General features: G+C 73.0%; 20 protein-coding genes. 9 read left to right on the forward strand and 11 right to left on the reverse strand.

Annotated elements, in window-relative coordinates; genetic code table 11:
* Window positions 1-79: 79 nt before the first annotated feature.
* Window positions 80-760 (reverse strand): HAD family hydrolase, encoded by a 681-nt coding sequence (locus O7614_RS12445; protein ID WP_278138613.1) that lies wholly within the window; start codon window positions 758-760, stop codon window positions 80-82.
* Between the two features lie 29 nt (window positions 761-789).
* On the reverse strand, window positions 790-2,928 hold the full coding sequence (locus tag O7614_RS12450; RefSeq protein ID WP_278138614.1) for a SpoIIE family protein phosphatase: 2,139 nt from the start codon (window positions 2,926-2,928) through the stop codon (window positions 790-792).
* Window positions 2,929-3,127: 199 nt separating this feature from the next.
* On the opposite strand from O7614_RS12450, the gene O7614_RS12455 reads away from it, so the two are divergent.
* Complete coding sequence (locus tag O7614_RS12455; protein ID WP_278138615.1) at window positions 3,128-3,937, forward strand: hypothetical protein; 810 nt, start codon at window positions 3,128-3,130, stop codon at window positions 3,935-3,937.
* Window positions 3,938-4,003: 66 nt separating this feature from the next.
* On the opposite strand, the gene O7614_RS12460 is transcribed toward O7614_RS12455, so the two are convergent.
* The gene (locus O7614_RS12460) at window positions 4,004-4,357 is read right to left on the reverse strand and encodes a DUF6401 family natural product biosynthesis protein (RefSeq protein WP_278138616.1); all 354 of its coding nucleotides are present in this window, start codon (window positions 4,355-4,357) and stop codon (window positions 4,004-4,006) included.
* A gap of 162 nt (window positions 4,358-4,519) precedes the next feature.
* Here O7614_RS12460 and O7614_RS12465 point away from each other — a divergent pair, with 162 nt between their 5' ends.
* Window positions 4,520-4,969 (forward strand): hypothetical protein, encoded by a 450-nt coding sequence (locus O7614_RS12465; protein WP_278138617.1) that lies wholly within the window; start codon window positions 4,520-4,522, stop codon window positions 4,967-4,969.
* Between the two features lie 9 nt (window positions 4,970-4,978).
* Here the strand turns inward: O7614_RS12465 and O7614_RS12470 are convergent, their stop codons facing one another.
* The gene (locus O7614_RS12470; RefSeq protein WP_278138618.1) at window positions 4,979-5,188 is read right to left on the reverse strand and encodes a hypothetical protein; all 210 of its coding nucleotides are present in this window, start codon (window positions 5,186-5,188) and stop codon (window positions 4,979-4,981) included.
* A gap of 157 nt (window positions 5,189-5,345) precedes the next feature.
* Here O7614_RS12470 and O7614_RS12475 point away from each other — a divergent pair, with 157 nt between their 5' ends.
* Window positions 5,346-6,647 carry an MFS transporter gene (locus O7614_RS12475; RefSeq protein ID WP_278138619.1) on the forward strand — a complete coding sequence of 434 codons (1,302 nt, stop codon included), beginning with the start codon at window positions 5,346-5,348 and terminating at the stop codon, window positions 6,645-6,647.
* Here O7614_RS12475 and O7614_RS12480 read toward each other — a convergent pair.
* The 4 genes from O7614_RS12480 to O7614_RS12495 all read right to left on the reverse strand — a co-directional run bounded on the left by O7614_RS12480 (window position 6,605) and on the right by O7614_RS12495 (window position 8,980).
* The gene (locus O7614_RS12480; RefSeq protein ID WP_278138620.1) at window positions 6,605-6,865 is read right to left on the reverse strand and encodes a hypothetical protein; all 261 of its coding nucleotides are present in this window, start codon (window positions 6,863-6,865) and stop codon (window positions 6,605-6,607) included. The two genes, O7614_RS12475 and O7614_RS12480, sit on opposite strands and share 43 nt — an antisense overlap.
* Before the next feature lie 109 nt (window positions 6,866-6,974).
* Complete coding sequence (locus O7614_RS12485; protein ID WP_278138621.1) at window positions 6,975-7,436, reverse strand: SRPBCC family protein; 462 nt, start codon at window positions 7,434-7,436, stop codon at window positions 6,975-6,977.
* A 50-nt stretch (window positions 7,437-7,486) separates the two neighbouring features.
* Window positions 7,487-7,903, reverse strand: coding sequence for a DUF2795 domain-containing protein (locus O7614_RS12490; protein ID WP_203149384.1), 417 nt, complete (start codon window positions 7,901-7,903; stop codon window positions 7,487-7,489).
* 90 nt (window positions 7,904-7,993) lie between these two features.
* Window positions 7,994-8,980: a YihY/virulence factor BrkB family protein gene (locus O7614_RS12495; RefSeq protein ID WP_278138622.1), complete on the reverse strand. Its 987-nt coding sequence runs from the start codon at window positions 8,978-8,980 to the stop codon at window positions 7,994-7,996.
* Window positions 8,981-9,146: 166 nt separating this feature from the next.
* Here O7614_RS12495 and O7614_RS12500 point away from each other — a divergent pair, with 166 nt between their 5' ends.
* Complete coding sequence (locus tag O7614_RS12500) at window positions 9,147-9,548, forward strand: ChaB family protein (protein ID WP_278138623.1); 402 nt, start codon at window positions 9,147-9,149, stop codon at window positions 9,546-9,548.
* Window positions 9,549-9,602: 54 nt separating this feature from the next.
* Here O7614_RS12500 and O7614_RS12505 read toward each other — a convergent pair whose 3' ends face one another.
* Entirely contained in the window at window positions 9,603-11,036 is a 1,434-nt protein-coding gene (locus O7614_RS12505) for an aldehyde dehydrogenase family protein (RefSeq protein ID WP_278138624.1), read from the reverse strand.
* 72 nt (window positions 11,037-11,108) lie between these two features.
* On the opposite strand from O7614_RS12505, the gene O7614_RS12510 reads away from it, so the two are divergent.
* Complete coding sequence (locus tag O7614_RS12510; protein WP_278138625.1) at window positions 11,109-12,716, forward strand: NAD(P)/FAD-dependent oxidoreductase; 1,608 nt, start codon at window positions 11,109-11,111, stop codon at window positions 12,714-12,716.
* 182 nt (window positions 12,717-12,898) lie between these two features.
* Here the strand turns inward: O7614_RS12510 and O7614_RS12515 are convergent, their stop codons facing one another.
* Together O7614_RS12515 and O7614_RS12520 are read right to left on the reverse strand one after the other, a co-directional pair.
* Complete coding sequence (locus tag O7614_RS12515; protein WP_278138626.1) at window positions 12,899-13,666, reverse strand: polyprenol monophosphomannose synthase; 768 nt, start codon at window positions 13,664-13,666, stop codon at window positions 12,899-12,901.
* Window positions 13,667-13,960: 294 nt separating this feature from the next.
* Entirely contained in the window at window positions 13,961-14,383 is a 423-nt protein-coding gene (locus tag O7614_RS12520; protein WP_347404346.1) for an SRPBCC family protein, read from the reverse strand.
* Between the two features lie 171 nt (window positions 14,384-14,554).
* On the opposite strand from O7614_RS12520, the gene O7614_RS12525 reads away from it, so the two are divergent.
* The 4 genes from O7614_RS12525 to O7614_RS12540 are packed head-to-tail and all read left to right on the forward strand — an operon-like array spanning window position 14,555 to window position 19,108.
* A complete protein-coding gene (locus tag O7614_RS12525; RefSeq protein WP_278138628.1) occupies window positions 14,555-16,246 on the forward strand; it encodes an HAD-IIIA family hydrolase in 1,692 nt (563 codons plus the stop codon).
* Window positions 16,243-17,217, forward strand: coding sequence for a glycosyltransferase (locus O7614_RS12530; protein ID WP_278138629.1), 975 nt, complete (start codon window positions 16,243-16,245; stop codon window positions 17,215-17,217). The genes O7614_RS12525 and O7614_RS12530 overlap by 4 nt, the downstream gene beginning before the upstream one ends.
* Window positions 17,202-18,419, forward strand: a complete 1,218-nt coding sequence (locus O7614_RS12535) for a glycosyltransferase (RefSeq protein ID WP_278138630.1) — start codon at window positions 17,202-17,204, stop codon at window positions 18,417-18,419. The genes O7614_RS12530 and O7614_RS12535 overlap by 16 nt, the downstream gene beginning before the upstream one ends.
* Window positions 18,416-19,108 (forward strand): SIS domain-containing protein, encoded by a 693-nt coding sequence (locus O7614_RS12540; protein WP_278142237.1) that lies wholly within the window; start codon window positions 18,416-18,418, stop codon window positions 19,106-19,108. The genes O7614_RS12535 and O7614_RS12540 overlap by 4 nt, the downstream gene beginning before the upstream one ends.
* Window positions 19,109-19,115: the final 7 nt, after the last annotated feature.

Raw genomic sequence — 19,115 nt, forward strand, 5'->3', positions numbered from 1 at the left:
CCGCACCCGCGAGGCGCGGGCAGGTGGTGACAGACCTTGCCCCGCGGGGCCTCCCGCTATGCGCGAACCGGTGTGGAACTCACTCGCGGGCCCGGGTGAGCGGTGAGTCCGCCAATTCGCCCAGCAACGCGGCCGGGTCGTCGTACACCGCCACCGCGCCGGCGCCGGCCAACTCGCCTCGGCTGGTGCCGCCGCAGGTCAGCCCCACGCAGGGGATGTCCAACTTGCCGGCCGCGACGACGTCCCACACCGAGTCGCCGACGAAGACCACCCGCTCGGCGGCCAACCCGGACTGCTCCAACGCCGCGACCAGGATGTCCGGGGCCGGCTTGCTCTGCTCCGCGTCCGCAGAGGAGGTGATCGTGTCGATCACGTCGTCGGCGGCCAGCGCCCGGCGCAAGGCCCCGACCTCCGCTTCCGCCGCGGAGGTGGCGAGCACGATTCGCAAGCCTCGCTCGGCGCAGGCGCGCAGCAGATCGGCCGCCCGGGGCAGCGGCGTGAGCCGTTCCCAGTACTCGGCGTACAGGGTGTCGTGCGCGTCGCGCAGCTTGGAGTCGGCGTCGCGATCCCGCTCGGGCCCGAGCAGGTGGTCCAGGAGCTTGTCCGAACCCATCCCGATCGAGCGGTGCACCATCGCCATCGGCACCGGCTGGTCGGTCTGGCGCAACGCCTCCCACCAGCTCACGGTGTGCAGGTAGGTGGTGTCGACCAGGGTGCCGTCGACGTCGAAGAGGATTCCGGAGGGTTTGTCGGTACGCATGGGCGTCCTCCTACCCGTTCGGGCGGTCTTCAGGCGGCACTCGGGTTCCGGGTGCGGATCTCGAACCAGACCGTGGAGCCGCGGACCGACGGGTCGGTGCCCCAGGCGTCGCTGAGCTCCTCGATCAAACCGAGACCGCGCCCGCGACTGCTCAACGTGTCGGTGCGAGCCCGGGTCACGGTGCCCCGGGTGCCGGAATCGGCGACCGAGACCAGCAGCCGCTCGGGGCTGAGGTCGATCTCCACCCGGGCGGCCGTGCCGGCGTGCAGCAACGCGTTGGTCGTCAGCTCGCTGGTGCACAACACCGCAGCCCCGATCACCGACTCGGCCACCTGCCACTCGGTGAGCTGACCGGTCATCCAGTGCCGGACCCGGCTCGGCGCGGTCGGCTCCGCGGGCATCTCCATGCTCGCCGACCGGCTCGGCTTGAGGGCGTGCTCGACCGCCAACACGGCCACGTCGTCCTCGGTGCTGCCCGGCACCGCTGCGGTGGCCACCGCGCACAGTGCGCGTGGGTCGCCGCTGCCGGCCTTGGCGACGGCGTCGCCGAGGGTGGTCAGCCCGGCGTCGAGGCTGTGCCGGCGGCGTTCCACCACTCCGTCGCTGAACAGCAGCAGGGTGTCGCCGGGGCGGAACGGGACCGTCGTGGTGCCCGGTCGGCCGCCCAGACCCAGCGGAGGGCCGGCCGGGACGTCGAGGTATTCGGCGTGCGGGCGGCCGTCCGGGTCGCCGCGGCGGATCAGCGGCGCGGGGTGCCCGGCGCTGGCCAGGGTCAGCTCCCGCCGCTCCGCGTCGATCACCCCGAACACCACGGTGACGAAGAGTTCGTGGGTGCCGGCCTCCACGCCCAGGCTGGTCACCAACCGGTCCAGCCCGGCCAGCACGGCGTCCGGCGCGGGGTCGGCCAGAGCCAGCGCGCGCAGCGCGGCCCGGACCTGACCCATCCGTGCGGCGGCCTGCACGTCGTGGCCGGCGACGTCGCCCAGCACCACGCCCAGCGCGCCGTTGGGCAACAGGAAGGCGTCGTAGAAGTCGCCGCCGGCGGCGTTGCCGTCGACCCCCGGGTCGTAACGGGCCGCGATCCGCAGCCGGGGTAGGTCCGGCAAATGTTCCGGCAGCATGCTGCGCTGCAACAACTGGGCGGTGCCGTGCTGGGTCTCGAAGCGGCGGGCCCGCTCGGCGGCCTGACCGATCAGCTCGGCCGACGCGGCCAGCAGCGCCCGCTCGGCCGGCGACCAGGTGTGCGGAGCCTGGTAGCCGACCGCCAGCCCGCCGCGCACCACCGAGGTGCCCAGCGGCAGGGCCGCCATCGCCCGGACCTTCTGGTCGTGGCGGTCCACGGCGGTGTCCCGCAGCGGTTGCCCGTCACCGACGAACGACGGGCCGCCGGAGCGTGCCGCCTGCACCACCGGTGTCGACCAGTCCACCGGCGCGCGCCGCCAGAGCGGGGGGAGTCGTTCGTCGGCCTCGTCCAACAACTCGCCGCGGACCCTTCGCACCATGCGCCAACCGCCGCCGCCCTCGTCGACGACGAACGAGGTCTGGTCGGGGTCGAACGTGGTGATCGCGTACCGCAGCGCCACCCGGGCCACGTCGTCGAGGGTGAGCGTGCCGGCGAGCGCCGCGGCCACCTCGCTGAGACTCTGCAACTGCTCGGTGACGTGGGTGGTCTCGGCCGCGACCGTCAGCACTCCGACGATCTGCCCGATGCTGTCGCGCACCGGCGAGTAAGCCCGGGTGAAGACCGCCTGCTCCGCCGTCGGGGAGTGGCCACGGACCAGGGGCAGCGTCGACTCCTTCTCCAGGAATGGCACCCCCTGCTGGTAGCAGCGCTCGATCACCGCACCGACGCCCGGGAGCGCCCAGATCTCCGCGAACACCTCGGCGGCCGGCCGCCCGAGGGCACCCGGGTGTTTGGTGCCCAGCAGCTCGGCGTAGCCGGCGTTGTAGAGCAGCACGAGGTCGTCGCCGTACGCCAGGGCCATCGGCATCGGCGAGGCGAGGATCAGCTCGACGACGGCTCGGACCGTCACGTCCCAGCCGTCCGGCGGGCCCAGTGGCGTGCCGGCCCAGTCGTGGGCGAACACGGCGGCGACCGTACCGGACCCGGAGGACGCGCCGGAGCCGGGAGTTGCTGGCGTGGGGACTCGCCCGACCGTTCCTGGCATGTCCGCAGCCTAGTCCGCCGGTCGGAGAAGGCATCCGATCATGGCCGTGGGGCGTAGCCGGCACCGGGAGCGGTGGACGTTCGGGCAGTTCAGAGCCCCTGTTGGGCGGCTTGTCGCAAAAATGGCGGCGCTCTGCGCGGACTGCCACACCGGTTGCCGGGTATGCGCCCGGCGCAGTCCATGCGACAGGAGGGACATCATGCTGAAAACCCTCGCGGTCCGGCAGGCCGACATCGGCGATGCCATCGCCGACACCTGGAGGTCAGTGCTGCTCTTCATCCCGAAGGCAGTGGCCTTCATCGTCATCCTCGTGATCGGCTGGCTCATCGCCAGAGCCGTCCTCAAGATCGTGGATACGGTGCTGGAACGGGTGCGCTTCGACCAAGCGGTCGAACGCGGCGGTATCAAACGGGCCCTGGAGAGAACGAAGTACGACGCCAGCGACATCCTGGCCAGACTCGCGTACTACGCCGTACTGCTGTTCACGCTCCAGTTCGCCTTCGGAGTCTGGGGACCCAACGCGATCAGTGACCTGATCAGCGGCGTGGTGGCCTGGCTGCCGCGCGCGTTCATCGCGATCGTCATCGTGGTGGTGGCGGCCGCGATCGCCAACGCCGTCCGAGATCTGGTCACCGGCGCGCTGGGAGGGCTCTCGTACGGCAAGGTCCTGGCCGACCTGACGGCGATCTTCATCATCGCTCTCGGCGTGATCGCCGCGTTGAACCAGGTGGGTATCGCCACCACAGTGACGACCCCGGTGCTGATCGCGGTGCTCGCCACGGTCGCCGGCATCCTGATCGTCGGTGTCGGTGGTGGTCTGGTGAAGCCGATGCAGAACCGTTGGGACGGCTGGTTGCGTCGGGCGGCCGAGGAGGCTCGGGCGGTGCAGCAGCAGCGTCAGGCCAGCACGGCCGGGCGCAGCGACGTGGAGCGGCAGATGGCCGACCGCAGCGGGGACCGCACCCAGGCCATGCCTCGGGTGGACGAAGCCCAGCAGTACCGCTCGTAACACGCGGAACAGCACGGCTGGTGGGGAGGGTGTTCCGCGTCCGACGCGGGATGCCCTCCTCGCGTGTCAGGCCCGGTCGAGCGAGCGGGCCAGCGCGCAGACGGCGAGCAGTCGGGTGAGCAGCCAATCCGGGCGACTCCAGTCGACCGGACCACCCGGTGGGCTCCAGCCGTGCTCCAGGGCAGCCGCGCGCACCCCCTCGGCGTAACCGGCGAGCATCGCCGCGCTCAGCGGTTGGCGGTCCCCGTCGAGGCTGTCCCGGACGGCGGCCGCGTGCTGGTCGACGAGGGCCAGCAGCCCCGGTCGCGCCGCGGCGGCGGCCAGCCCGACGGTGCCGACGGAGACGGTGAGGGCGGCCAGGGTGGACCACGCCGAGTCGACGGCGGTACGGGGGGCGACCCGGGTGAACGGCACACGCATGGTGACCGAGGCTAACCGACCGGTGACCGCGTCGACCTCGGCCGCTCGGCGGATGTCGGCTGCGCCACCGGGCGACCAGTGCTGACCGTGGGGGTTGATCCGGCACAGACGGGGCAGCAGGAGAACTACCCGCGGATGGTGGCACACGGCACGGAGGCACGGATGGGACAGCTGGCGGACGGACCGGACGAGCAGCACCAACGGCCCGCCGGCGTGAGCGACGCGACGGTCGCCGCGCTCGGCAAGCTCAGCGAGGCGCTGGAGTGTGTGGAGCGGGCCCGGGGGCACCTGTACTCGATGCACCAGCTGATCGGGCACGCCGACCTGATGCTCGACGACGCGGTGGAACAGTTCCGCGCCGCCGGGCATCCACGGCTCGCCGAGCGGATCGGCACCGAGTTGCGGGGACGCAACGTCATCGCCGGGCGGTGGACGTTCCAGATCGTCGAGGACTTCGACGACGGTTACCACGCGCTGTTCCGGGAGGTGGACCAGCAGGCCCGGGACGAGCTGGTGGGCGGGCGACGCCATCTCTACGAGGCAGAGATGAAGGAACGCCGCCGCAGCCCGGGCCAGCCGGGGCACGAGGCCCGGCCGGGCCTCGCGCTCTAGCCTCGCGCCCTAGTCGCTTGTCGCGTTCGTGGGGCGTCGCCGGGCCGCGTCGTCGGCGATGATCACGGTGGCCACCATCAGCGCGACACAGAGGCTGAACAGCCACGACTCGTCGGCGACGAGCCAGGCGGACACGGGCGCCTGCAGCGCGGCGAGCAGGAAGCCGAGCCAGGCCAGCCGGCGCTGACGGGTCGAGAGGATCCCAGAGCCTTGATGCATCCCGAAATTCTTACGCGAACACGCCGGATTGCCGTCCCCCGATCGGCCGATTCTGGATGAGCTGTCCGTTTTCTCAACCGTCCGGACACGACTTCTTTGCGCCGCGAGCGATCCGGTGCCGTCGACACTAGGGTGCCCTGCGGCAGGATGCTGTCTCGTGTCCACCGCGCCCGCGCGCCCCCGCGCCTCGCTGCTCCTGCTGGCCTACCTCGCGTTCGTCAGTCTCGGCCTGCCCGACGGGCTGCTCGGCGTCAGCTGGCCCTCGATGCGGGGCGACTTCGACGTGCCGACCGAGGCGGTCGGGTGGGTACTCACCGCCGGCACCGTCGGTTATCTCACCTCCAGCGTGCTGGCCGGCTTCACGCTGGCCCGGGTCGGCGTGGGCGCGCTGCTCGCCGGCAGCACCCTGCTGGCCAGCCTGGCGCTGACCGGTTACTCGGTGAGCCCGGTGCTGGCCGTGCTGGTGGGTTGCGCGCTGCTCCTCGGGCTCGGCTCCGGCGCGATCGACTCCGGGCTCAACGCGTACGCCGCCGGGGCGTTCGGGCCACGCGAGATGAACTGGTTGCACGCCTTCTTCGGCCTGGGTGTGGCCATCGGCCCGCTGATCATGACCGGGGTGCTCAGCGCCGGGCTCGCCTGGCGGTGGGGTTACGGCATCGTGGCCGCCGCCCAACTCGCCCTCGCCACCGCGTTCGTGCTCACCGTGCGGGCCTGGCATCGTGGCGTTCCGGCCCACACCGCTGTCGCCCCCGCCACGGAATCCACCGGAGCGGGGTCCGCCGCGCCGCCGGTGGTGCGGGTCCCGGTCCGGGAGACGCTGCTGCTGCCGGCGGTGTGGTCGGGTGCGGTGGCCTTCGCGCTGTACGTGGCCATCGAGGTGTCCGCCGGTCTCTGGGCGTTCCTACTGCTCACCGAGGGGCGCGGGCTGAGCGCGGCGGTGGCCGGCGGCTGTGTGTCCGCGTACTGGGGCAGCCTCTTCGTCGGTCGGGTCGTGCAGGGGGTGGTGGCCGAGCGGTTGGGGGCGAGCCTGGTGCTGCGCGCCAGCCTGGCCGGAATGGCCGTGGGCGCGGCGCTGATCGCCGTCCCCGGGCCGGCCGCGCTGGCGGTGCTCGGTCTGGTCGTGGTCGGTTTCGCCGCCGCGCCGGTGTTCCCGCTGCTCACCCTCACCACCGCCGACCGGGTCGGTGCGGCGCACGCGGACCGGGCCATCGGACTGCAGATCGGTGCGTCCGGCATCGGCGCGGCGCTCGTCCCGGCCGGGCTCGGCGTGCTGATCGGCAACACGTCGGTGCAGGTGCTGGGATCGGCCCTGGTGGTGCTCGCGTTGGGGCTGATCGCGCTGTACGAGTGGGGTGCGCGCCGACCTGCCGCCGGGCGGCCCGCGCCGGTGGTGCCCGCCCAGCCGGACGGGGAGGATCAGACGTCCGGTCCGGTCCGGCCGGTGGTGGACGGGCGGTAGGCGCGCTCCGGGTCGGTGGCCTCCCGCGTGTTGCCCTGGGCCTGCCCTTCGCGGTCCGACGCGGCCGGCCCGTGCCCGAACGTGGCCTCTTCGCCCGCGTCGTTGCCGGTCACGTCGTCGGACTGCCCGTCGAGGCTGGAGCCCGACACGGCACGTTCCAGCTCCTCCAACGGAAGTCGTTCCTCGTCCCGCCACACCCTGATGTTGTCGTCGGTCATGTCCTCAGCCGTACCCGGGCGCGATGATCGCAAACTGTGTCTCGCTGGCCGGCTCGGACACGGCGATGGCCGCCGGAGATCCGGCGGCCATCGGTGCAGCTGTCCAGGGTCACGGCTGCGGGCGGTCCACCGACCCGCGCCAGGCACCGGTCTCCTGACCGCGCCGCTCGATGTAGGTCTTGAACCGCTGCAGGTCGCCCTTGGCCCGCCGGTCGACGATGCCGAGCTTGTCGCCGGCCTGCTCGACGACACCGTGCGGCTCGAACTCGAGCTGCAGGGTGACCCGGGTCTTGTCCGCGTCGAGTCGGTGGAAGGTCACCACACCGGCCTGCTGGGTGCCGCCGGTCGAACGCCAGGCGACCCGCTCGTCGGGGAGCTGTTCGGTGATCTCGGCGTCGAACTCGCGCTTCACCCCGGCGATGTCCACCGTCCAGTGGGTCATCGTGTCGGAGAGCTGCCGGACCTCCTGCACACCCTCCATGAACTCGGGGAACTCCTCGAACTGCGTCCACTGGTCGTACGCGGTGCGTACGGGCACGGAAACGTCGACATGTTCGGTAACGCCACTCATCAGAGAACCTCCTTCGGTCGCTAATGGTCGTCGGGTCGGGGGTGACCCGGTCACCAGCGAGTTGTCTCGTTCTTGTTGCCGAGCGCGGCCCACACCTCGGAAACGGTCTGGTAGACCGTGCCCTCGGGCAGTCGTTCGAGCGCCGCCACGATGTCGTCCGGCGCCTCGTTCTCGCGGGCGCTGGCGACGAGCACCAGGCGGTCGCCCGGCAGCGCGCTCATCGAGATGAACCGGCCGAGCCGGCTGCGCTGCTCGACGTCCGTGGAACTCATGCCCTGTGGGGTGCCGGTGCGCAGGTCGCCGGCCGGGGCGGTGGTCGTCTCCGGCTGGTCCTCGCCAGCCGGTTCCGGCACCCGTGACTCGTCGACCCGAGAGCCGCCGGTCCCCGGCCCCTGTACGAGGCCGCTGACCTCCTGACTCATCTGTTCGTCGATCCTCGGTCCGTGCTTGCTGTTGCCACGCTCCATGCCTTCTGCGCTACCCGGCACCCCGCCCGCTAAACCGTCACCCGGCCACGAACGGGCACTCGGGCCGGACATCCGGCGCGGAATCGGCTGTCAGTCGTCGGCCGGCCGGCGCGGCGGCAGCACCGGCTCCTCCGGGTCCGGGTCGCCGGCCTGCAACTGCCGCCCGCGCTGCACCTCGGCGTTGATCTGCACACCCAGCATCAGCGCCGAGTTGGACAGGTAGAGCCAGACCAGGAACGCGATGGCCGCGCCGAGGCTGCCGTAGGTGGTGCTGTACGAGCCGAAGTTGGCCACGTAGAGGCCGAAGCCGAACGAGGCCGCCGCCCAGGAGACCAGGGCCACCGCGCCGCCGGGGGTGAGCCAGCGGAAGCGGGGCTGGCGTACGTTCGGGGCGATCCAGAACAGCAGCGACAGCAGCACCATCATGATCATGGCGAGGGCCGGCCACTTTGCCACGCCCCACACCGTGCGGGCCAGACCACCGGCGTTGATCAGATCCCCGACCGCGTCGGTGACCGGGCCGCTGACGATCAAGCCGAGGGCGACCACCGCGAGCAGCACCAACGTGATCGCCGCGAGGCCGATCTGCAGCGGGCGAAGCTTCCAGACCGGGCGGCCCTCGGTCACCCCGTAGACGGCGTTGGAGGCCCGGGTGAACGCGCCGATGAAGCCCGACGCGGACCAGAGCGCGCCGAGCAGGCCGAAGCTCAGCAACAGCTTGGGGTTGCTCTGGTCGAGCACCACGGTCCGGATCACCCCGACCACGCCGCCGTCGTCGTCGGTCACCACCGACCCGGCACCCACCTGCTTCGCCAGGTCGACCACCGTGTCCAGGGTCCGCTCTCCGTCGGAGACCAGGCCGACGAGCGCTACCACCACGATGGCGGACGGAAACAGGGCCAGGACCCCGTAGTAGGTCAACGCGGCGGCCCAGTCCGAGCAGTTGTCGTTGACGAAGTTCTGCACACTGCGGACCAGCACCCCGCGCCAGGTGCGCCAGCTCAACTGCCGCATCCGTCGGGGAACCCGAGGGCGTCGTGCACCGTCGAGCGTCGTACCGGGCTCCGTGGTCGTCATGCCCGCTCCCTGCGCCCCGGCCACCGGATGACCGGTCGTCCGGTCGGGCCTGGCCCGCCGGTACCCACACCGGGAAATCGACAAACCCGGCCGCCGTGCGCCGGCCGTTTAGGCCGGGGCGCCGGGGGAACGTCAGGGGGATCCGACCGACACGGAGGAGGACGAGATGCCCGGGCGCGAAGACCTGCCCAGCACGCTGCGACGCTCCCCGGAGAAGGCGCAGCGCACCTGGGAGAAGACACACGACTCGGCGGTCGAGACCTACGGCGAGGGGGAGCGGTCGCACCGGACCGCCTTCGCCGCCGTGAAGCACCAGTTCGAGAAGGTGGGCGACCACTGGGAGCCGAAGGGCCGCAAGGGCCCGAGCGATCAGCAGGCGGCCGGCGGCGGGCCGGAACGGCGCGCACCCACCGCCGGTGGGGTGGACGCCAACGCCACCAAGGACCACCTGATGTCGGTGGCCCGCGAACTGGACGTCCCCGGCCGGTCCAGCATGAACAAACCGGACCTGGTCAAGGCGATCCAGAAGGCCAACGACAGGGCCACCCGCAAGGCCCGCGGAGACTGACCCGCCAGACGACGGTACGGGCGGACGCACCACCCCTGCGTCCGCTCGTGCCGTTCACCACTGCCCGCCGCCCGGCGCTTCGATGTGCACCGCCTTGGTGGCGGTGAACTCGTCCAGCAGCTCCGGGCCGTACCCGAAACCCTGCCCGCTGGCGCGGCGCGGGTGCGCGGCGCCACCCGGCGCTCCCCCGAACACCGCGTTGACCTTGACGGTGCCCACCGGCAACTCCCGCCAGGCCCGCTGCGCGTGGCTCATCGACGTGGTCAACACGGTGGCGGCGAGCCCGTACGGGGAGTCCGCCGCGCAGCGCAGCGCCTCGTCGAACGAGTCGACGACCACCACCGGCGCGACCGGCCCGAACGTCTCCTCCCGCACCAGCGGCATCTCGTGCCGGCAGTCCGTGACCACGGTGGCCGGGTAGAACGCCCCCGGCCCGTCCGGCACCTCGCCGCCGACCCGCACCCGCGCTCCGGCCGCCACCGCCGCCGTCACCTGCCCGTGCACGTGGTCCCGGTGCCGCCGGTCGACCAACGGCCCAAGCTCGGTGTCCGGGTCCCGGCCCGACCCGACCCGCAACGCCTCGGCGTGCCGCGCCAGGGCGGCCACGAAGTCCCCGGCCACCGCCCGGTGCACGTAGATCCGCTCGACCGCCACACAGATCTGCCCGGCGTTCGCGAACGCGCCGAGCGCCGCCTGACCGGCCGCCCACCCGGGGTCGACGCCCGCGTCGACGATCAACGGATCACTGCCCCCGTTCTCCAGCAGCACCTTCGCGCCGGTGCGGGCCGCGGCGGCGGCGATCGCCCGCCCGGTCGCTGTCGAACCCACGTGCGCCACCACGTCGACCTCCTGCGCGGCCAACGCCGCGCCGACCTCCGGCCCGCCGGTGAGCAGGGACAGGACACCGGCCGGCAGCGCCTGGTCCAGCGCCCGGGCCAGCAGCCAACCCGTCGCCGGTGTCCGTTCGCTCGGCTTGAAGAGCACCACGTTGCCGGTCACCAGGGCCGCGCCGAGCACACCACAGGCCACCGCCACCGGGTCGTTCCACGGAGTGATCGCGGCGACCACACCACGCGGCTCCGGTGTCAGGAAGTCCAGCGCGTCGGCTCCGCCGTTGAGGGTGCGTCCGCCCCGCAGCGGGGCCAGCTCCGCGTACTGTCGCAGGGTGCCGATGCCCGCCTCGACGCCTCCGCGGGCGTCCGCCAACGGCTTGCCCATCTCCGCCGTGACCGCCGCCGCCAGTTCCTCGGTGGCCGCCGCCACCGCGTCCGCGGCCCGGTGCACCGCCGCCGCCCGTTCGGCCGGCGCCGTCGCCGCCCACGCCGCCGCCGCGTTCCGTGCCGCCTGGGTCGCCTTGCCGACCTCGTCGGCGGTCGCCACCGGCACCGTGCTGACCGGCGACCCGTCCGCCGGATCACACACCACCAGTTCGCCGCCGTCGCCGCCCGCGCCCCACACCCCACCCACCAGCTGCGCAACCGTGTACATGCGGCGGTGGATGCCCGGGCCTCGGCGAGACAAACGCGTTTCGCCCGGTTGCGCGCCGGGTAGGCGGATCGGATGAGCACCGCCGCCGCGCAGAGCGCGGACGCCGTCGTCGTCGGGGCCGGCCACAACGGCCTGGTGGCGGCCAACCTGCTGGCCGACGCCGGCTGGGAGGTGGTGGTGCTGGAGGCCACCTCGGCACCAGGCGGCGCGGTCCGCTCCGCCGAGGTCACCGCGCCCGGCTATCTCAGCGACCTCTACAGCTCGTTCTACCCCCTGGGGTACGCGTCACCGGTGCTGGCCGGCCTCGACCTGGGTCGGCACGGGCTGTCCTGGCGGCACGCGCCGGACGTGCTGGCGCACCTGCTGCCGGACGGGCGGGCCGCGGTGATCAACCGGGACCCGGACCGCACGGCATCCTCGCTGGAGCAGTTCGCCCCCGGTGACGGCAAGCGCTGGCTCGATGCGTACACCGACTGGCTCGACGTGGCCGAGCCGATGCTGGACGCGATCACCTCGCCGTTCCCGCCGGTCCGTGGCGGGGTGGGCCTGTTGCGTCGGCTGCGGGTGGCCGGCGCGCTGCGACTGGCCCGGCGACTGGTGGTGCCGGTGCGCAAACTCGGCGACGAACTCTTCGACGGCCCCGGCGGCCCGGCCCTGCTGGCCGGCTGCGCCCTGCACACCGACCTGTCCCCGGAGGAGGCCGGCTCCGGCGTGTACGGCTGGTTGCTGGCCATGCTCGGTCAGCAGATCGGCTGGCCGGTGCCCGAAGGCGGCGCGCAGCAGATCACCAACGCGTTGGTGACCCGGCTGCAGGAGCGCGGTGGGGTGATCCTCTACGGCGCCCACGTCGACCGGGTGCTCACCGCCCGGGGTCGGGCGATGGGAGTCCGCACCGTCGGCGGCGCGCTGTGGCGGGCCCGACGGGCTGTCCTCGCCGACGTGCCGGCACCAGCGCTCTACCTCGACCTGGTCGGTGCGGCGGCGCTGCCGTCACGGCTGGTGGAGGACCTGGCGCACTTCCGCTGGGACGGTTCGACGCTCAAGGTGGACTGGGCGCTGTCCGCGCCGATGCCCTGGACGAACCGGGAAGTGGCCGGCGCCGGCACCGTGCACCTGGGCGCGGACGTGAACGGGTTGACCCGGTACGCGAGCGAGCTGGCCCGGGGCGAACTGCCCCGGGATCCGTTCCTGCTGCTCGGGCAGATGTCCGTCGCCGAACCGAGTCACTCCCCGCCGGGCACCGAGTCGCTCTGGTCGTACACCCATCTGCCGTTCCGCCACGACTGGCGGGCCGAGGACGTCGCCGGTCACGTGCAGCGCATGGAGGACGTGTTGGAAGCGGCGGCGCCGGGTTTCCGGCAGCTCGTCGTCGGCCGGCACGTGGCCGGGCCGGCCGAACTGGAGAAGAGCAACCCGAGCCTGGTCGGCGGCACCCTCGGCGGTGGCACCGCCGCCGCGTACCAGCAGCTGTTCCTGCGCCCGATCCCTGGCCTGGGCCGGGCGGACACCCCGGTGGACCGGCTCTTCCTGGCCAGTGCGTCGGCGCATCCCGGCGGCGGCGTGCACGGCGCGCCCGGCGCGAACGCGGCCCGTGCGGCGCTGGCCCGCGACCGCGCCCTGACCGGTCGGGCCTACGCCGCCACCATCGCCACCGCCCACCGAGCCATCTATCCCACGTAACCCCACCCCCTCCCGGCGCCCCGCGCGCCCCCCGCGCCCCCGCGCGTCGATCATGGAGTTGTGGTGGGTGACAAAGCGCCCGGATTTGGATAGAACGGGCACCACAACTCCATGATCGGCCGCGTCCGGCGGCTGCGGCCGGCGCGGGGCCGGGGGCCGGGGGGCCGGGGGCCGGGGGGGGGTTAGTTGGTGATGTTGCGGTGCTTGCTGCGGAGGCGGAAGGGCATCAGGGCGCTCTCCACCTTGGTCGCGGTGGTCATCTTGGAGGTGCCCTCCTGGCGCTCCTCGAAGCGGATCGGCACCTCCAGGATGGTGTGCCCCAGCTTGGTCGCGAGGTAGTGCATCTCCACCTGGAAGCTGTATCCGTTGGACTGCACCCGGTTCAGGTCGATGTTGCGCAGCGCGTCGGCTCGCCAGATCTTGAAGCCGGCGGTCAGGTCCCGGATGCGCACCCGCAGCAGGGTGTGCACGTAGAGGTTCGCCCAGCCACTGAGGGCCCGGCGGTACAGCGGCCAGTTCTCGTCCAGCTCGCCGCCCGGCACGTAGCGGGAACCGATCACCACGCTGGCCTGGGTGGAGAGCAACGCGCCGAGCATGCCCGGCAGCGCCTCCGGCGGGTGCGACAGGTCGGCGTCCATCTGCGCCACGTACTCGGCGCCGCCCTCGATCGCCCGCCCCATCCCGTCGACGTACGCCCGGCCGAGGCCCTCCTTGCCGGCGCGGTGGACGACCTCGATCCGCTCCGGGTGCTCGATGGCCAGCTTGTCGGCCACGTCACCGGTGCCGTCCGGGGAGTTGTCGTCGGCGACGAGGATGCGCAGGCCGGGCAGCGGCAGTGCGAGTAGCCGCTCCACAAGTGTGGGCAGGTTGCCCGCTTCGTTGTAGGTGGGCACGACGACGGTCAGACGTACGTCCCGCCACGGCGACGGCAGCTGCACAGGCTCGATCATGCGGACATCCTCGGTTTGCGGACAGGGGGCTCCCGGAAAGGGTATCCAGTTGTCACATTCGGGTTGAAGAGGCACCCCTTCCGCGCGTCGCGGAACCCGGCGGACCGAGGTGCCCGATCGTCGATCCGCTGGTCGCGGGGTTGCCAGGCCCAACACCCGCGAAGGCCGGGCAGCGCGGGAAGACCCGGTCAGCGCCTGCCGAGTTCGGTCAGCGCCCGACCCGTGCCGCGGCGGCGAGGGTCAGTGCGACGACGGTGCGCGCGACACCGGCCAGCGCCACGGTCTGCGGAACGGTCACCCCTTCTGTCGGGTGGCGATGTCGGCGAGCCGGTCCAGCGTCTCCCGGTTGCGCAGGTGCAGCACCAGGTCGTTGAGCTTGGTGTGGAGCCATCGCAGCGGGCCGGCGGCGAATTCCTCTCCGATGCGGACCCGGGTGGTGCCGTCGCCGGCCGGCTCCAGCGTGAAGGCCACGATCGCCTCACCCGCCGGCCAGAGCCCGGCCCTCAGCACGAGTCGGTGCGGCGGTTCGCAGACCAGCACAGTCGACGCGTCCTGCAGCGAGATCGGCCACGGCCCGGCCCGATGGTGCAGTCGGCTGCCCACCCGGGGCCAGGCGTCGTCGACATCACGCATGTGTGTCGTGCCGACGACCCAGTCGCTGTACGTCCACCCGTCGGCCAGCACGTCGAACACCCGCTGCGGGGGAGCCTGGATCACTTTCTCCACAATCGCCACTGGGCTCCCATACCCGCGCCACGGCGGGGCTAACGACCGGTGGGTTAGCTTCTCCGGCCCGGCGGGTAAGGCCGACCCGGGGTGCCGCTGGCGGCGCTGGCCACCCCCTCGGCGACGACGTTTACTCCTCGGGGCGCAGGGAACCCGCCGCCTGTGCGACAGGACCAGGAGGAGCCGTATCAGCGCAGGTCAGCCCGGGTGTATGCCGCTGCTGACCGCGCCGGTTCCGCCGGGTTGCGTCGCACCGTCGGTGGGAGCCCCCGCCCTGTCCTGTACGACGCGGTGTTGCTGGACCGGGACGGCACCCTGATCGAGGACGTTCCGTACAACGGCGATCCGGAGAAGGTGCGCCCGGTGCCGGGAGCGCGGGCCGCGCTGGACCGGTTGCGGGCGGCCGGGCTGCGGCTGGCGGTCGTCACGAACCAGTCGGGCCTGGCCCGGGGCTACTTCACCGGGGAGCAGATGCGGGCGGTGCACGCGCGCGTCGAGGAGTTGCTGGGTCGGTTCGACGCCTGGCTGGTCTGCCCACACGACGACGAGGACCGTTGCGGATGCCGCAAGCCGGCACCCGGTCTGGTGCATGCCGCCGCCCGGGAGTTGGCCACGTCCGCGTCCCGGTGCGTGCTGGTGGGTGACATCGGCCGGGACGTCGCCGCCGCACTGGCCGCCGGGGCGACGGGTGTCCTGGTCCCCACTCCGGTGACCCGACCGGAGGAGATCGCCGCCGCCGGCTGGACGGCCACCGACCTGCCGGCGGCGGTGGACGAGATCCTGCGCCGTCAACAGGCCGTGCAGCCGGCGACCCCATCCGGTGACCCGGTCCGGACCGCACTGGTGGTCCGGTCGGACTCGGCGGGGGACGTGCTGGTCACCGGGCCGGCGATCCGCGCCGTCGCGGCCGGGGCGCAGCGGGTGGTGCTGCTCTGCGGGCCACGGGGCCGCGCCGCCGCCGAGCTGCTGCCCGGCGTCGACGAGATCATCGAGCACCCACTGCCGTGGATCGACCCCACGCCGGCACCTGTCGACCCGCAGGACATGCGGAACCTGGTCGCCCGCCTGAGCGCCCTCGGCGCGGACCAGGCGGTGGTGTTCACCTCGTTCCACCAGTCCGCCCTTCCGCTGGCGCTGCTGCTGCGGATGGCGGGAATCGGCCGGATCGCGGCGATCAGCGACGACTACCCGGGCTCGCTGCTGGACATCCGGCACCGGGTGCCGGTGGGCGTTCCCGAACCCGAACGCGCCCTCTCCCTCGCCGCCGCCGCCGGCCATCGGCTGCCCGAGGGCGACGAGCCGGTGCTCCGGCTCCGCCGGGACGCCGTGGCGGCGCGCCCGGCTCATCTCGGCGACCCGGGATACGTGGTGCTGCACCCCGGGTCGGCCGCGTCGAGCCGGGCCTGCCCGCCCGAGCTGGCCACCCGGATCGCCGGAGCGCTGACCGCCGCCGGGCACCGGGTGCTGGTCACCGGCGGCCCGGACGAAAGTCCGGTCACCGCCCGGGTCGCGGCGGCCGGTGGCACCGACCTGGGTGGACGAACCGATCTGGCCGGGCTGGCCCGGATCGTGGCGGACGCCAGCGCGGTCGTGGTCGGCAACACCGGGCCGGCGCACCTGGCCGCCGCCGCCGGTGTGCCGGTGGTGAGCCTCTTCGCGCCGACCGTCCCGTTCGGTCAGTGGGGACCCTACCGGGTGCCCACCGTCCGGCTCGGCGACGCCGCCGCGCCGTGCCGGGACACCCGGGCCGCCAGTTGCCCGGTCCCCGGCCACCCCTGCCTCAGTCGCGTCGACCCGGACGAGGTGGTCGACGCGCTGCGGATGCTGGCCGTCGGTGGTGGTGGCGGCCGATGAACATCCTGCTCTGGCACGTGCACGGCTCCTGGACCACGTCGTTCGTGCACGGCGGCCACCGCTATCTGATCCCCACCACACCCGACCGCGGCCCCTACGGCCTCGGCCGGGCCCGCACCTACCCCTGGCCGGACAAGGCGGTCGAGGTCACCCCGGAGGACCTGCCCGGCACCGACGTCGACCTGGTCATCCTGCAACGACCGGAGGAGATCGACCGGGCCGAGGAGTGGTTGCGCCGCCGCCCCGGGCGCGACGTCCCCGCCATCTACGTCGAACACAACACCCCGAAGGGCGACGTACCCAACACGCGGCACCCGATGGCCGACCGCGACGACCTGCTCATCGCCCACGTCACCGGGTTCAACCAGATCTTCTGGGACACCGGCGCCACCCGCACCACGGTGGTCGACCACGGCATCGTCGCCCCCTCCGTCTCCTACACCGGGGAACTCGACCGGCTCGCCGTGGTGATCAACGAACCGGTCCGACGAGGCCGCGTCACCGGCACCGACCTGCTCCCCCGGTTCGCCGAGATCGCCCCGCTGGACGTCTTCGGGATGGGCGTCGCCGGTCTGGCCGACCACCTCGGACTGCCCGCCGACCGTCTCACTAGCCACGACGACGTGCCCCAGCACCGGATGCACGCCGAACTGGCCCGGCGGCGCGCGTACCTGCACCTGTGCCGGTGGACGTCGCTCGGGCTCAGCCTCATCGAGGCGATGGCGATCGGCATGCCGGTCGTCGCGCTCGCCACCACCGAGGCGGTGACGGCGGTGCCGCCGGAGGCGGGCGCCCTCGCCACCCGGACGGACACCCTGCTCGACGCCGCCCGCCGGTTCATCGCCGAACCGGCGGCCGCGCGTCAGGCCGGGGCGGTGGCGCGAACCGCCGCCCGCGACAGGTACGGCCTCGACCGTTTCCTCGCTGACTGGGACCGGCTGCTGGAGGAGGAAGTATGCGGATCGCGATGATCTCGGAGCACGCCAGCCCGCTCGCCGTCCTCGGAGGGGAGGACGCCGGCGGCCAGAACACGCACGTCGCGGAGCTGTCCGCCGCGCTCGCCGCCGCCGGGCACGAGGTGCGGGTCTACACGCGCCGGGACGCGCCCGACCTGCCGGTGACCGTCCGCAGCCCGGACGGTTACGACGTGGTGCACGTACCCGCCGGCCCGGCCGAGCCGGTGGCCAAGGACGCGTTGTTGCCGCACATGCGGGAGTTCAGTCGCTGGCTGACCGAGCGCTGGCGGGGCGGGGACTGGGTGCCCGAGGTGATCCACGCGCACTTCTGGATGAGCGGCCTCGCAGCGCTGACCGCCGGCCGGCAGACCGGCGTGCCGGTGGTGCAGACGTACCACGCGCTGGGCACTGTGAAGCGCCGCTACCAGGGTGTACAGGACACCAGCCCGGCCCGGCGGGTGTCCTACGAACGGGAGTTGGGCCGCTCGGTGGACCGGATCGTCGCGCAGTGCCGCGACGAGGTGGGCGAACTCGTCCGGATGGGTGTGCCCCGGTCCCGGATGACCGTCGTGCCCTCCGGGGTCAACCTGTCCACGTTCGCCCCGCTCGGGCCGGCCGCCGACCGTGAGCCGGGTCGGGCCCGGATCCTGACCGTGGGCCGGCTGGTCGAACGCAAGGGCTTCCAGACCGTGATCCGTGCGGTGGCGCTGGTCGCGGACGCCGAGTGCGTGGTCGTCGGCGGTCCGCCGGAAGGGCTGCTCGAAACCGACCCGTACGCGCGGCGGCTGCGGGCCCTCGCCGAGTCGTGCGGGGTGGCCGACCGGGTGCACCTGGTCGGCGCGGTGCCCCGGGAGGAGATGGGCCGCTGGTACCGCTCCGCGGACCTGCTGGTCGCCGCACCCTGGTACGAGCCGTTCGGCTTGACGCCGTTGGAGGCGATGGCCTGTGGGGTACCGGTCGTCGGTACCGCCGTCGGCGGCATCAGGGACACCGTGGTCGACGGGACGACCGGTGACCTCGTGCCGGCGCGGGACCCGCAGGCTCTGGCCGCCGCGATCCAGGGGCTGCTCGACGACCGGATCAGGCGCTTCGCGTACGCCACGGCGGCTCGCGAGCGGGCCCGGACGCGGTACTCGTGGGCGGCCACCGCCGAGCGGCTGGTCGAGGTCTACAGCGAGGTGGCCGCCGTGCGCCGGCCGACCCGGGTGGTGGCCTGATGCCGGCGGGCAGCCTGCTCGACACCCACCTGACGAATCTCGCGGCGGCGCTGGTCCCGTACCGGCGGTGTGAGTCGCAGCTGGCGCGCTGGGGCACCGACCTGGCCCACCGGCTGGCCAGCGGGGGTCGTCTGCTGGTCGCCGGCAACGGCGGCAGCGCTGCCGAGGCCCAGCACCTGACGGCCGAGCTGGTCGGCAAGCTCCACGACGACCGGCAGCCGCTGTCCGCGATCGCGCTGCACGCCGAGACGAGCGCGCTCACCGCCATCGCCAACGACTACGGCTACGCCGACGTCTACGCCCGGCAGGTGCGGGCACACGGTCGTCCCGGTGACGTCCTGCTGCTGCTCAGCACCAGCGGGACCAGCCCCAACCTGGTCAGCGCCGCGCAGGCTGCCCGCGCCGTGGGCGTGACCAGTTGGGCGCTCACCGGGGCTGTTCCCAATCCCCTCGCCGACGCCTGTGACGACGTGCTGGCGGTCGCGTCCGGAGACACCCAGGTCGTCCAGGAGCTGCACCTCGTGACCAGTCACCTGCTCTGCGAGTACCTGGAACAGGAGTTGCCCGCCGCGCTGGCCGCGGTCGCCGCGGCGGCGGCCGTCCACCACGTGCCGGGGGAGCCCGGTTCGGTGCGCGCCGGGGTCGACGTGGTGCTCGACGGTGGGGCCGCACAGCAGATCGACGCGTGAGGATGAG

This window comes from Micromonospora sp. WMMD961 (assembly GCF_029626145.1).
Lineage (GTDB): Bacteria > Actinomycetota > Actinomycetes > Mycobacteriales > Micromonosporaceae > Micromonospora.